Raw genomic sequence first — 13,574 nt, forward strand, 5'->3', positions numbered from 1 at the left:
TGATACAGTTCCCCGCCATGATAACCGTCCGTTCCCCGCGCGCTTCGCTCGCCTGGATGCTGCTCGCCTGCATCCTGCTGAACGGACTCGTCTGCGCCCTGGGCCATGGCCAGATGCTGGCGCGACTTACCTTGCCGGTCTCGCCTCCGCTGGCCCAGGGGCACGAGCATCACCACGGCCTGCACGCCCAGACCGCCCAGGACGACATGGCCGGCATGCATGCGGGCCTGCCGGGCGGCAGCGTGACCACCCTTTCCCCCACGGGTGACTGCGTCTTCGCCGCCACCCTGTTCCTCGCCACGCTGGCCGCCGTCGTGCTGCAGTGGCTGCTGCGTCCCGGCGATCCTCATCGTCCTCGCTATCAGAGCGCCCTGCCGCCGCCACCGCGCGCACGGCGCTCCACGCTGCATCCCCAGGCGCCCTGACACCCCGGCGACGAAAGACGGCTGTCCTCCTTTCTCGTAATCCTGCGCGTGGCCCCTTGCTGGCCGCGCGTCGCTCCGTGGTGAACGCTATGACTTCGCACCTCTCCGCTCCGGCCGCCAAGACGCCGGGGCCGCTGCTGCAGCTGTTGGCGCGGCTGCATTTCCTCATCGGCCTGTTCGTCGGTCCCTTCCTGCTGGTGGCCGCCGCCAGCGGCCTGATTTATGCTCTCACGCCGCAACTCGAGGCCCACCTCTATGCCGAGGCTCTGCACACCCCCAGTCGCGGCAAGCCCTTGCCGCTGGCCGAACAGATCCATATCGCCCAGGCCGCGGTAGGCCCTACCCTGACCCTAGGCGCGGTGCGCCCCGCGCCGGCCGAGGGCGACACCACCCGGGTGATGTTCAACGATCCGACACTGGGCGAGTACACCCACCGGGCGCTGTTCATCGATCCGGTCACCGGCGCCATCCGCGGCGATCTGGCGGTCTATGGCACCAGCGGCATCCTGCCGCTGCGCACCACCATCGACCAGTTCCACCGCAGCCTGCTGCTCGGCGAACCCGGCCGCCTCTACAGCGAACTGGCCGCCTCCTGGCTGTGGGTCGCGGCCCTCGGCGGCCTGACCCTGTGGCTGGTGCGCCGCCGCCAGCGCCGCCCGGCCCGCGGCCTGCACGCCAGCACCGGGGTCTGGCTGCTGGGTGGCCTGCTGTTCCTCTCCGCCACCGGCCTGACCTGGTCGCGCTTCGCCGGCGACAACATCGGCGTGCTGCGCGCCCACTACGGCTGGTCCACGCCGGGCGTGAAGACCGCCCTGGGCACCGCACCCGCGCCGGCCATGGTCCATGACGAGCACGCCGATCACCATGGCGCCATGCACATGGCCAAGGCACCGGCTCTGGATCCGGCCACCTTCGACGGGGTGCTGGCCAGCGCCCGCGCCGCCGGCATCGACGCCGGCAAGCTGGAGATCCGTCCGGGGCGCAGCGCCGACAAGGCCTGGACGGTGAGCGAGATCGACCGCCGCTGGCCGACCCAGGTGGACGCCGTCGCCGTCGACCCGACCAGCTTCAAGGTGGTCGATCAGGTGCGTTTCGCCCAGTACTCGCTGCCGGCCAAGCTGACCCGCTGGGGCATCGATGCCCACATGGGCGTGCTGTTCGGCCTGGCCAACCAGCTGGTGCTGGCGGTCGTCGCCCTGGGCCTGCTGGTGATGACCGTCTGGGGCTATCTGCTCTGGTGGCGCCGTCGGCCCAGCCGCGATCCGGCACAACCCGGCCTGATCACCCTCTGGCGCCAGCTGCCGCCCCTGCCGCGTCTGCTGGTCCCGGCGACGGCCCTGCTGCTCGGCCTGTGCCTGCCGGTGCTGGGCGGCAGCCTGCTGCTGTTCCTGGTGGTGGACGCCCTGCTGGGCCTGCGCGGCCCGGCGCTACGCACGGAGGCCGGTTCGGCCTGAGGTGGGGATGGGTGGTTGTTGGCCTTCGCCCTGACCTAGTCGGAGCGTGGAAAACCGCGCAGCGTTTTCCACCTGTGCCTACCTCGAACGCGTGGACAAGGCTGCGCCCTTGTCCACCCTACCCGCACGTAGCCACCCGCCCACACCAAACCGTCCCATCTCCCGCCGGGAGAGGGCCGGGGTGAGGGCCTGCCCAAGTCGCAGTCATAGCGTGGAAAACCGCGCAGCGTTTTCCACCTGTGCCCACCCTGGACGCGTGGACAAGGCTGCGCCGTTGTCCGCCCTACCCGCACGTAGCCACCCGCCCACACCGAACCACCCCCCTCTCCCTCCGGGAGAGGGCTGGGGTGAGGGCCCGCCCCAAATCGCAGCCGTAGCGTGGAAAACCGCGCAGCGTTTTCCACCTGTGCCCACCCCGAACGCGTGGACAAGGCTGCGCCGTTGTCCACCCTACCCGCACGCCGCCTCCCGCTCGCACCAACCAGCCCTCTCCCTCCGGGAGAGGGCTGGGGTGAGGGCCCGCCCAACACCAGTCGTCACGCCAGGAACCGCCTCCCAGACCATCCATCGGCACACCCTATCCGACGCTGGCGCACCCCAGCGAGACGCTTATAGTTATCGCAATCCCCATCCTTCGAGGATCTGCCATGCCCCATCTGTTGCACGTGATAGGTTCGCCCCGCCAGGATCGCTCCGCCTCGCTGGAAGTCGCCACTGCCTTCATCCAGGCCTGGCAGGGCAAACACCCCGATGCCGAGGTCGATACCCTCGACGTCTGGCAGTGCGACCTGCCGGAATTCGACGGTCCCATCCTCGACGCCAAGTACGCCGGCATCCAGGGCGAGCCCCTCAGCGGCGAGCAGGAGCATGCCTGGAAGGTGGCCAAGGCACTGGCACAGCGCTTCAAGGCCGCCGATGTACTGGTGTTCGGCGTGCCCTGCTGGAATTTCGGCATCCCCTACAAGCTCAAGCAGCTGTTCGACGTGGTCAGCCAGAAGGATCTGCTGTTCACCTTTGACGACCGCGGCCTCAACGGCCTGCTCGGCGGTCGCCAGGCGCTGGTGATCGCGGCCCGTGGTGCGGCCCTGGATCGCCAAGAGCACCAGGAGTCCTATCTGCGCACCTGGTGCGAGATGGTCGGCATCGACCGGATGCACACCGTGGTGGTCGAAAAGACCCTATTCGGGCCGGAAGTCGACCAGGCGTCGCGCGACCAGGCCAAACAGGACGCCGTGGCCCTGGTGAGCAAACTCTGATCGCTGACTGCAGGGGCCACCCTCACCCCACCCCTCTCCCCAAGGGAGAGGGGGCAGAGCGGCGCGGGCGAACAGTCGCGTAGGTTGGGTTGAGCACCGCGAAGCCCAACACCCCTCCCCGCGCCAGATCCCTCAGCGATGCCGGGTCGTCGAGCTCAGCTTGTACCTGTCGCCCGGATGCAGCAACCGCACATAGCTGACCAGGTGCTCGTCCGACCAAGTCCGGCGGATCATCGACAGGCAGGCCGCGCCCTCGGCGACGTCCAGCCAGCGTGCGGTCTGGGCGGTGGCCAGCACCGCCTCGACGATATGTTCCACATCGCTGATCGGACAGCTGGCCACCAGCACCTCGTTGGGCGTCTGGCGGCTGAAGTCGCTTTCCAGGTAGTGCGGCACCCAGCGCGGATTGACGTAGCGATCCTCCAGCTGGATGGGCAGGCCGTTCTCGCGGTGCACCAGGATGCTGTGAAACACCTGGCTGCCGATCCGCAGGCCCAGACGCAGGGCCACCTCGTCGTCGGCGGCGATGGCCTCGCTGCGCAGCACCTCGTTGGAATAGACATGCCCTCGGGCGCGCACCTCGGCGGCGATGTTCATCACCTCGTGCAGCGAGGACTCGGCCTTGCGCTCGATGACGAAGGTCCCGAGTCCTGCCTGGCGCGTCAGGTAGCCCTGCTGCACCAGGCGGGTGATGGCCTTGTTGGCGGTCATGCGGCTGACCGCGAAATCCCGCGCCAGCTGCTCCTCGGTGGGGATCTGGTGATGCACCGGGTAGGCACCACCCTGGATGCGTTCGAGCAGGAAGTCCTCGATCACCTTGTAGCGCGGGGGTGTCGTGCTGCTCACGCGAACTCCAGGCCGGAAAATGGAAAGCCGATGATAACGCGCGGTCCGGCGTTCTGGCTGCCGGACCGCGTCCGCCTCAGAGACTGGGCAGCAGCCGCGGCGTGACCAGCCCGTTCAGGCAACCGCTGGCCAGTAGCGCGCTGGCCGCCTCGATGTCCGGGGCGAAGAAGCGGTCTTCCTGGTAGTAGGGCACCCTCTCGCGCAAGAGGCTGCGCGCCCTTTCCAGGCGTTCCGAACTCTTCAGGCCATGCCGGAAGTCCAGGCCCTGGCAGGCACCCAGCCACTCGATGGCGAGGATGCCGCGCACGTTCTCGGCCATGGCCCACAGTCGCTTGCCGGCATTGGGCGCCATGGACACATGGTCTTCCTGGTTGGCCGAGGTGGGCAGGCTGTCGACGCTGGCCGGATGGGCCAGGGCCTTGTTGTCGCTGGCCAGGGCCGCGGCGGTGACCTGGGCGATCATGAAGCCGGAATTGACCCCGCCGTTCTCCACCAGGAAGGGCGGCAGCTGGGACATGTGCCGATCCATCATCAGCGAGATGCGCCGCTCCGACAGGGCGCCGATCTCGGCCAGGGCCAGGGCCAGGTTGTCGGCGGCCATGGCCACCGGCTCGGCGTGGAAGTTGCCGCCGGAGATGACGTCGCCCTCTTCCGCGAACACCAGCGGGTTGTCGGACACGGCGTTGGCTTCCACCTCCAGCACCTCGGCGGCCTGGCGCAACTGGGTCAGGCAGGCGCCCATCACCTGGGGCTGGCAGCGCAGCGAATAGGGATCCTGGACCTTGTCGCAATTGGCATGGGAGCGGGACACCTCGCTGCTGGCGGTGAGCAGCTCGCGATAGGCCGCGGCCACGTCGATCTGGCCACGCTGGCCCCGCGCGGCATGGATGCGCGCATCGAAGGGCGCCCGGGAACCGAGCATGGCCTCGACGCTCAGGCCGCCGCAGACCGTGGCCGCAGCGAACAGGTCTTCACCTTCGAACAGCCCGCGCAAGGCATAGGCAGTGGACACCTGGGTGCCATTGAGCAGTGCCAGGCCCTCCTTGGCGGCCAGGGTCATGGGTTCGAGACCCGCGACCGCCAGCGCCTCACGCGCCGGCAGCCACTGGCCCTGGTAGCGCGCCTTGCTCTCGCCGATCAGCACCAGCGACATGTGCGCCAGCGGCGCCAGGTCACCCGAGGCCCCCACCGAGCCCTTGAGCGGAATGTGCGGATAGACCTCGGCATTGATCAGGGCGATCAGCGCCTCGATGACCTGGCGGCGAATGGCGGAGAAACCGCGAGCCAGACTGTTGACCTTGAGCAGCATGATCAGCCGCACCAGGTCATCATCCAGCGCCTCGCCCACGCCGGCGGCGTGGGACAGCACCAGGGAGCGCTGCAGCTTTTCCAGATCCGTCGGCGCAATCCGCGTCGAGGCCAGCAGGCCGAAGCCGGTGTTGATGCCATAGGCGGTCCGGCCTTCGGCCAGGATGCTTTCCACGCAGGCCACGCTGGCGTCGATGGCGGCATAAGCGGCGGGATCCAGCTCCATGCGCAGCGGCTGCAGATAGGCCTGGCGCAGCTGGGCCAGATCGAGGGTGCCGGGTTTCAGGATAAGGGTGTTCATCGATCAGACTCCTTTGCCGATCATGGGCAGATTCAGGCCCTGCTCGCGGGCGCAGTCGATGGCGATGTCATAGCCGGCGTCGGCGTGGCGCATCACCCCGGTGGCCGGATCGTTGTGCAGCACCCGGGCGATACGGGCGGCGGCGGCGTCGGTGCCGTCGCAGACGATGACCATCCCGGAATGCTGGGAGAAGCCCATCCCTACCCCGCCGCCGTGGTGCAGCGAGACCCAGGTGGCGCCGCTGGCGGTGTTGAGCAGGGCGTTCAGCAGCGGCCAATCGGAGACGGCATCGGAGCCGTCCCGCATGGCCTCGGTCTCGCGGTTGGGGCTGGATACCGAGCCGCTGTCCAGGTGGTCACGCCCGATGACGATGGGCGCCTTGAGTTCGCCGCTGCGCACCATCTCGTTGAAGGCCAGGCCCAGCTTGGCGCGCAGGCCCAGGCCGACCCAGCAGATGCGCGCCGGCAAGCCCTGGAAGGCGATGCGCTCGCGGGCCATGTCCAGCCAGCGGTGCAGGTGGGCGTCATCGGGGATCAGTTCCTTGACCTTGGCGTCGGTGCGATGGATGTCCCCGGCATCGCCCGACAATGCGGCCCAGCGGAACGGACCGATGCCGCGGCAGAACAGCGGACGGATATAGGCCGGCACGAAGCCCGGGAAGGCGAAGGCATCGGCGACGCCGGCTTCCTGGGCCATCTGGCGGATGTTGTTACCGTAGTCGAAGGTGGGGACGCCCATCTTCTGGAAGTCGAGCATGGCCTGGACGTGCACGGCCATCGACTGCTTGGCCGCGGCGACCACGGCAGCCGGATCGGTCTGGGCGCGATCACGATACTGCTCCCAGCTCCAACCGGCCGGCAGGTAGCCATTGAGCGGATCGTGGGCGCTGGTCTGGTCGGTGACCATATCCGGGCGCACGCCGCGGCGGACCAGTTCCGGCAGGATCTCGGCGGCGTTGCCCAGCAGGGCGACGGAAACCGCGGCGCCGGCGGCGGTGTGCCGGGCGATGCGTGCCAGGGCGTCGTCCAGGTCGCTGGCCTGTTCGTCCACATAGCGGGTCTTGAGGCGGAAATCGATACGGCTCTGCTGGCACTCGATGTTCAGCGAACAGGCGCCGGCCAGGGTCGCGGCCAAGGGCTGGGCGCCGCCCATGCCACCGAGACCGGCGGTCAGCACCCAGCGGTCGCGCAGGTCACCCTGGTAGTGCTGGCGCCCGGCCTCGACAAAGGTCTCGTAGGTGCCCTGCACGATGCCCTGGCTGCCGATGTAGATCCAGCTGCCGGCGGTCATCTGACCGTACATGGCCAGGCCCTTGGCATCCAGTTCGTTGAAGTGCTCCCAGCTGGCCCAGTGCGGTACCAGGTTGGAGTTGGCGATCAGCACCCGCGGGGCATCGGCGTGGGTCTTGAACACCCCGACCGGCTTGCCCGATTGCACCAGCAGGGTTTCGTCGTCACCCAGCGCCTTGAGGCTCTCGACGATCCTGTCGTAGCACTCCCAGTTGCGCGCCGCGCGGCCGATGCCGCCGTAGACCACCAGCTCCTCGGGATTTTCCGCGACCTCGGGATCGAGATTGTTCATCAGCATGCGCAGCGGCGCCTCGGTCAGCCAGCTCCTGGCATTGAGCTGGGTGCCGCGGGGGGCGCGAATCTCACCTTCACGAAAGCGGGTCATGGGGTCTTCCTCTCTTGTTGTTCGCGGCAGGCCCTAGAGGTCCAGTGCCAGGGTATGGATCAGCCGCGCCGCGACCCGGGCCGTGCGGCCGTCCTGGTCGAGCGCGGGATTGAGTTCGGCCACGTCGGCCAGGCGCAACTTGCCGCTGGCCTTGAGCCGACGGATCAGCGGTTCCAACAGGGCGAGGCTGACGCCATGGGCGGCAGGCGCGCTGACCCCGGGCGCCTCGCCCGCGGGCAGCACATCCAGGTCGAAGGTGAGATAGAGGGCATCGCAGCCGGCGGCGAAGGCGTCCAGCTCGGCGCCGATGCGCTCCAGGCTGCCCTCGCGAATCTCGTGGTCTTCGCGGATCAACACATCCAGCTCGGCGGCACGCCTGAGCAGGGTGCGGGTATTGGCGGCCAGGCTCAGGCCCAGGCAGGCATAGCGAAAGGGCCAGTCGTGGCGGGCACAATGAGCGGCGATCTGGGCGAAGGGCGTACCTGAGGTGGGTCCCCGCGTCGGATCGCGCAGGTCCAGGTGGGCATCGAAATTGACGATGCCGATGCGCGGCTTGGGCAGCGTCTTGGCTAGGTGCAGCGCCAGGCCCGACCAGCTGGCCCAGGCCACCTCGTGACCGCCGCCCAGCACCAGCGCCAGATGACCGCCGTCCAGCAGACCGCGCACGGCCCCGGCCAGGCGCGTCTGAGCGCCTTCCAGATCACCGTCGGCGCAGCGGACATCACCGGCGTCATAGGCCGGGCCCTGCCGCTGCCAGGCGACATTGGCCAGGGCCCGCCGCAGGGCGACGGGACCCTCGGCAGCGCCCACGCGACCCTGGTTGCGCCGCACTCCCTCGTCGCAGGCGAAACCCAGCAGCGCCATACCCGGCGCGCTGTCCACGGCCAGCGGCTGGATGCACTGGTGCCAGCGCAAGGCGTCGGCTTCCGGATCGGTACGACCGGTCCAGCATTCCAGGGTCTGGCGATCAGCGAACATGCTGCACCTCCCCGGCGAAGACGCGCTGCCGCAGGCGCCCCGGACGCACCTCATAGGCCAGCTCGGCCGGCTGACCGACGTCCCACAGGCAGAGATCCGCCGGGCCACCCACCTGGATGCGGCCCAGTTCCGGACGCCCCAGGGCCTGGGCTGCATGGGCGGTCATGCCGGCCAGGGCTTCGCGGGGGGTCAGGCGAAACAGGGTGCAGCCCAGGTGCGCGATCAGGGTCGGCAGATAGAGCGGCGAGGTGCCGGGGTTGGCGTCACTGGCCAGGGCCATGGGCACCCCGTACCGACGGAGCAATTCCACCGGCGGATGCTGGGTTTCGCCCAGCATCAGGAAGGCGCCGGGCAGGAGCACGGCGACGGTACCGGCGGCGGCCAGGGCACGTACCCCGGCTTCGTCGAGATACTCCACGTGATCCGCCGACAAGGCGCCCAGCCGCGCGGCCAGAGCGCTGCCACCCAGGTTGGACAGCTGCTCGGCATGGGCCTTGATCGGCAGACCGTGCTCGCGCGCCGCCAGAAATACCCGCTCGCACTGGGCCGTCGAAAAGGCGATGCCCTCGCAGAAGACGTCCACCGCATCGGCCAGACCCTCGGCCACCGCGGCCGGAATCATCTCCCGACAGACCAGATCGACGTAGCCCTCGGCATCGCCCTGGAATTCCGGGGGTACGGCATGGGCACCCAGCAGCGTGGTGATCACCCGTACCGGCAGCGCCTCGCCCAGACGCCGAGCGACCCGCAATAGCTTGAGTTCGTCGGCCACCGTCAGGCCATAGCCGGACTTGATCTCCACGGTGGTGACGCCCCCGTCGATCAGCGTCCGCAAGCGCGGTCGGGCAACGGCGAAGAGTTCTGCCTCGCTGGCCGCCCGCGTCGCACGCACCGTGCCGAGGATGCCACCACCGGCCCGGGCGATCTCGGCATAGCTCGTCCCTTCCAGCCGCTGCTCGAATTCCCCGGCACGCTGGCCGGCATGGACCAGATGGGTATGGCAATCCACCAGCCCGGGCGTCAGCACCCCGCCTTTCCCGGCCAGTTCGGCCCCCTCGCCCTGCGCGGCCTGGAAGTCGGCTTCCGGCCAGAGTCCGACAATGCGGCCAGCCTCCACCCGCACGGCCATGGGCGTGGGCCAGGTCTGGAGGCCATCGAACAGGGTGACATGGCGCCAGAGCAGCGCTTGGGTAGCGACGGACATGGTGACCTCTCCGGTTAATGTATATACATTTAATCCAGAGTCGATCCCTCGTCAAGCACATGGAGTTGCTCCCTACCTGTGGCGCACGCAGAATGCTGATAGCGATGCTACGGAAGCTCAGCACCAGAGAAAGGCGATACTCATTTTGTATAGACAATAAGAAATAGCGGAGACGCAAGAGTGGGTCGCCTGTTGCCACGACCCAGCGAAGGCCGGCCTAACTAGGGCTCTATCTTGAAAATAACCACGGTCAGCGTCGCCTCTACTTCTACAAGCAGGTGCGACAGCTGATGGCGATCTTGCCCGGACTGATAGAGCTGCCTGCTCGAACACCCCCTCTCCCCGCGAGAGAGGGTTGGGGTGAGGGCGAACTTCGCCACGCAGTCCCAGTGGAAAAGGCTGCGCCGTTTTCCACGCTACAGCACTGCAGGTAGGCGTTTCGGAGACAGAGCTGAACGCCTGCTCGAACACCCCCTCTCCCCGCGGGAGAGGGCTGGGGTGAGGCAACCCTCGCCACGCAGTCCCGGTGGAAAAGGCTGCGCCGTTTTCCATCCTACGGCGCTGCAGGTAGGCGTTTCGGAGATAGCGCTGAACGCCTGCTCGGACTCCCCCTCTCCCCGCGGGAGAGGGCTGGGGTGAGGGCGACACTCGCCACGCAGTCCCGGTGGAAAAGGCTGCGCCGTTTTCCACGCTACAGCGCTGGAGGCAGGTGTTTCATAGCTGGAATGCTTGCCAAGCCAAGCACGCTACAGCGGCGTCACCGTCACCTCGACCACCGGATCGTGGTCGCCGCCGCCGAGGATCACCCCGCGCAGCGGCGAGACGTCGGTGAAGTCGCGCCCCCAGGCCAGGGTGATGTGCTCCAGGTCCGGCAGCACATCGTTGGTGGGATCGAAGTCGACCCAGCCCAGCAGCGGGCAATGCACGCTGACCCAGGCGTGGGAGGCGTCGGCACCGATCAGCCGCGGCTTGCCCGGCGGCGGCCGGGTCAGCAGATAGCCACTGACATAGCGCGCCACCAGCCCCAGGGCGCGCAGGCAGGCCAGCATCAGGTGGGCGAAGTCCTGGCAGACGCCATGGCGATGCTCCAGCACCTCGCGCAGCGGCGTCGCCACCTGGGTGGCGGTGGCGTCGAAGCGGAATTCGCGGTGGACTTTTTCCATCAGCGCCCGGCAGCCCAGCAGCAGGGGGCGGCCCGGTGGGAAGCAGTCCTCGGCAAAACGGGCGAAGATGCCGTCCAGGGGCACCGCCGGGGATTCGAAGCGGAAGTGATGGACGTCCAGCGGCACCCGGTCCGCGGGATAGCGCAGGCCATCGCGCACCTGTTCCCAGGGGGGCGAATCCGCCAGCCCGAGACCGGCGCGGGAGTCCACTTCCACCTCCAGCTCGGTGCCGACATAGAGTTCGTCGTGGGGCCGCTCGAAGGACAGCCGGGTCAGCGGATTGCCGAAGGCGTCCCAGGCGTCCTGGCGCTGGGTCGGCTGCGGCAGGATCACCAGTTGCCGGGACAGGCAGCGCTGCCAGGCGCAGTCGCGCGGCAACAGGTGCAGCAGCTGCTGCGACAGCGACACCGGCGCCTCGTAGCGATAGTGGGTGTCGTGCTGGATGCGATAGCGAACCTGATTCATCACATGGACACCGTGCGCTGGCTGACGGCATCGACATGGGCGAAGCAGCGATAGATGACCCGTTCGGACAGCTGGCTGCTGGCCTCGGCGATCTGTCGCAGCAGGCGCGCCAGGCCCTGCTGCACCTCGACCCGGCCGGCGTCGCCGAACAGGGTGTTCTCCAGGGTGCCGAGGTCGAAGCGGCGCAGGCGGTCGTAGGTATCGTGCAATGCCGGATCGCGGGGCAGGCCGTAATAGCGTTCCAGGTGCTCCACGGCGTTGATCAGCGCATGCAGCTGGAAACGGATCGAATAGGGGTTGTGCTCGTGCAGCATCAGCAGGTCCAGCACCGGGATCAGCTGGGGCGCCGCCTGATAGCGCGAGCGATAGGTGATGATGCTGTTGCCCAGCTCCAGTAGCCATTCCAGGCCCGCCGCGTCCCAGGTGGCGCCGCCTTCGAGGAAGTGCGCCAGGCTGCCGGCGAGGAATTGCACCCGTTCGATGCGCCGGCCGATCATCAGAAAGCGCCAGCTCTCGTCGTGGGTCATGTCGTCGAAGGTGAAGCCGGCCACCGCCGCCAGCGCCATCACCAGGCGGTTGAGACTCTGCAGCGCTTCGCCCGGCTCGCTGCCGACCTGGCCCAGGCCATGGGCCTCGCGCTCCACCTCGCGGATGGCGCGCCAGTTCTCCGGCGACAGCCGGCCGCGGACCTGGGCCGCAGCCCAGTGCAGCCGTTGCAGATTGGCGCCCAGGCCGCTGGGAAAGTCGCCCGGCCCCAGGGCGGCATGCAGCTGCTCCGCCAGCCGGCCGCCCGCGGGCAGCAATTCCAGGGCCGTGGCCAGATCGATGGCCGACTGCACCGCCGGCCCGCCGTCGTCGGCGTCCAGGTAGCGACTCAGGACGATCCGCAGCAGGCGCGCGGCATCCTCGCAGCGCTCGCTGTAGCGACCGTACCAGAACAGATTCTCGGCGGTGCGCGAGGGCAGGAAGGGGTCCTTGCGCACCAGGTCGCGCACCCCCAGCACCCGCGCCCCGGGCACCTCAGCGGCGCCGCGACTGCCGCCCAGCACCCAGGTGTCCTTGCTCGACCCGCCGCGCTGCATGGACACCACCGCGGCGCCTTCATGAGCGACCCGGGTCAGCCCACCGGGCATCACCCAGTAGCCGTCTTCGCTGGCCACCGCATAGACGCGCATGCCGATGGCCCGCGACTGCAGACTGCTGCCCTGCCAGACTGGCGCCTGGGACAGCTGGATGCGTTCCTGGGCCACATAGGCGTGGGGCGTGGCCAGGATGCGCGCGCGCAGTTCGGCCAGCCCCGCGGCATCCAGGGCCTTGCCGAACACCGGCTCGAAGCCCTGGGCCGGATAGGCCGGCTTGATCACCAGCTCCGCCAGCCGCGCCAGGGCCGCTTCGCGCACCGGCGTCTCCCCGCACCACCAGGTGGCGACGGAAGGCAGTGCCAGGGTCTCGCCCAGCAGGGCCTGGCAGACACCGGGCAGAAAGCCCAGCAGGCCGGGCGACTCCAGCAAGCCGCTGCCCAGGGCATTGGCCATGATGACATTGCCCTGGCGCACCGCTTCCAGAAGGCCGGGTACGCCCAGCGCCGAATCGGTGCGCAATTCCAGCGGATCGCAGAAGTCGTCGTCCAGCCGGCGGAACACCGCATGGACGCGCCTCAGCCCGCTCAGGGTCTTGAGATAGAGGCAGGCGTCGCGCACCGTGAGGTCCTGGCCTTCCACCAGCGGAAAGCCCAGTTGCCGCGCCTGGTAGAGGTGCTCGAAGTAGGTCTCGTTGTAGCGCCCCGGCGTCAGCAGCACCGCCAGCGGCGCCTCCTCGCCGGTGTCCAGGCCCGTGCTCAGGGTGCGTTGCAGCGCCTGGAAGTAGCCGTTGAGCGGCTGGACCTGCAGATCGCGGTGCAACTCGGGAAAGGCCCGCGCGACGATGTGGCGGTTCTCCAGGGCATAGCCGGCGCCGGACGGCGCCTGGGTGCGATCGGCCAGCACCCACCAGCGGCCATCGGGCGCCCGCGCCAGATCCACCGCGTAGACGTGCAGCCAGGTATCGCCCGGCGGACGCAGCCCCTGGCAAGCCCAGAGAAAGTTGTTGTGCCCGAACACCAGCTCCGGCGGCAGCAGCCGCTCGTGCAGCAGGCGCTGCTCGCCATAGAGATCGCCCAGCACCCGATTCAGCAGGCGCGCCCGCTGCGCCACGCCGGCGGCCAGGGGCGCCCACTCCTCCGCCGAGATCAGCTGGGGCAAGAGGTCCAGGGCCCAGGGCCGATCGCTGCCCTTGGGATCGGCGTAGACGTTGTAGGTCACGCCGTTTTCCTGGATCTGCCGGGCGATCAGGGCCTGGCGCTGATCGAGCTGGGCGGGTCGCAGCCCGGCCAGGTGCCCGTAGAAGCGCCGCCAGGGCGGCCGCATGCCGCCCCGCGGACTCCAGAGTTCGTGGTAGCTGCCGGTCATGTCGCTGGCATTGCGGGAAGCGTTCGGGGGCATGGTCAAGGGACGGCTGACAG

General features: G+C 68.8%; 10 protein-coding genes. 3 read left to right on the forward strand and 7 right to left on the reverse strand.

Features of this window, described 5'->3' with window-relative positions:
* Positions 1 to 17: 17 nt before the first annotated feature.
* From POR01S_RS11820 to POR01S_RS11830, 3 genes are all read left to right on the forward strand, one after another.
* The gene (locus POR01S_RS11820; protein ID WP_042136000.1) at positions 18 to 425 is read left to right on the forward strand and encodes a hypothetical protein; all 408 of its coding nucleotides are present in this window, start codon (positions 18 to 20) and stop codon (positions 423 to 425) included.
* 89 nt (positions 426 to 514) lie between these two features.
* A complete protein-coding gene (locus tag POR01S_RS11825; RefSeq protein WP_042136003.1) occupies positions 515 to 1,879 on the forward strand; it encodes a PepSY-associated TM helix domain-containing protein in 1,365 nt (454 codons plus the stop codon).
* A gap of 647 nt (positions 1,880 to 2,526) precedes the next feature.
* Positions 2,527 to 3,135 carry an FMN-dependent NADH-azoreductase gene (locus POR01S_RS11830; protein WP_042136005.1) on the forward strand — a complete coding sequence of 203 codons (609 nt, stop codon included), beginning with the start codon at positions 2,527 to 2,529 and terminating at the stop codon, positions 3,133 to 3,135.
* Positions 3,136 to 3,267: 132 nt separating this feature from the next.
* Here the strand turns inward: POR01S_RS11830 and hutC are convergent, their stop codons facing one another.
* From hutC to POR01S_RS11865, 7 genes are all read right to left on the reverse strand, one after another.
* Complete coding sequence (gene hutC, locus POR01S_RS11835) at positions 3,268 to 3,981, reverse strand: histidine utilization transcriptional repressor HutC (protein WP_042136008.1); 714 nt, start codon at positions 3,979 to 3,981, stop codon at positions 3,268 to 3,270.
* Positions 3,982 to 4,057: 76 nt separating this feature from the next.
* Positions 4,058 to 5,590, reverse strand: coding sequence for a histidine ammonia-lyase (hutH, locus tag POR01S_RS11840; protein ID WP_042136010.1), 1,533 nt, complete (start codon positions 5,588 to 5,590; stop codon positions 4,058 to 4,060).
* A 3-nt stretch (positions 5,591 to 5,593) separates the two neighbouring features.
* Positions 5,594 to 7,264, reverse strand: a complete 1,671-nt coding sequence (hutU, locus tag POR01S_RS11845) for a urocanate hydratase (protein ID WP_042136011.1) — start codon at positions 7,262 to 7,264, stop codon at positions 5,594 to 5,596.
* Positions 7,265 to 7,297: 33 nt separating this feature from the next.
* Positions 7,298 to 8,242 carry a formimidoylglutamase gene (hutG, locus tag POR01S_RS11850; protein ID WP_042136013.1) on the reverse strand — a complete coding sequence of 315 codons (945 nt, stop codon included), beginning with the start codon at positions 8,240 to 8,242 and terminating at the stop codon, positions 7,298 to 7,300.
* Complete coding sequence (gene hutI, locus POR01S_RS11855) at positions 8,232 to 9,446, reverse strand: imidazolonepropionase (RefSeq protein WP_042136015.1); 1,215 nt, start codon at positions 9,444 to 9,446, stop codon at positions 8,232 to 8,234. The genes hutG and hutI overlap by 11 nt, the downstream gene beginning before the upstream one ends.
* A gap of 746 nt (positions 9,447 to 10,192) precedes the next feature.
* A complete protein-coding gene (locus tag POR01S_RS11860) occupies positions 10,193 to 11,074 on the reverse strand; it encodes a transglutaminase family protein (RefSeq protein WP_042136017.1) in 882 nt (293 codons plus the stop codon).
* Entirely contained in the window at positions 11,074 to 13,554 is a 2,481-nt protein-coding gene (locus POR01S_RS11865; protein ID WP_156045021.1) for a circularly permuted type 2 ATP-grasp protein, read from the reverse strand. The genes POR01S_RS11860 and POR01S_RS11865 overlap by 1 nt, the downstream gene beginning before the upstream one ends.
* Positions 13,555 to 13,574: the final 20 nt, after the last annotated feature.

Origin of the sequence: Pseudomonas oryzihabitans NBRC 102199 (assembly GCF_000730625.1) — a bacterium.
Taxonomy (GTDB): Bacteria; Pseudomonadota; Gammaproteobacteria; order Pseudomonadales; family Pseudomonadaceae; genus Chryseomonas; species Chryseomonas oryzihabitans.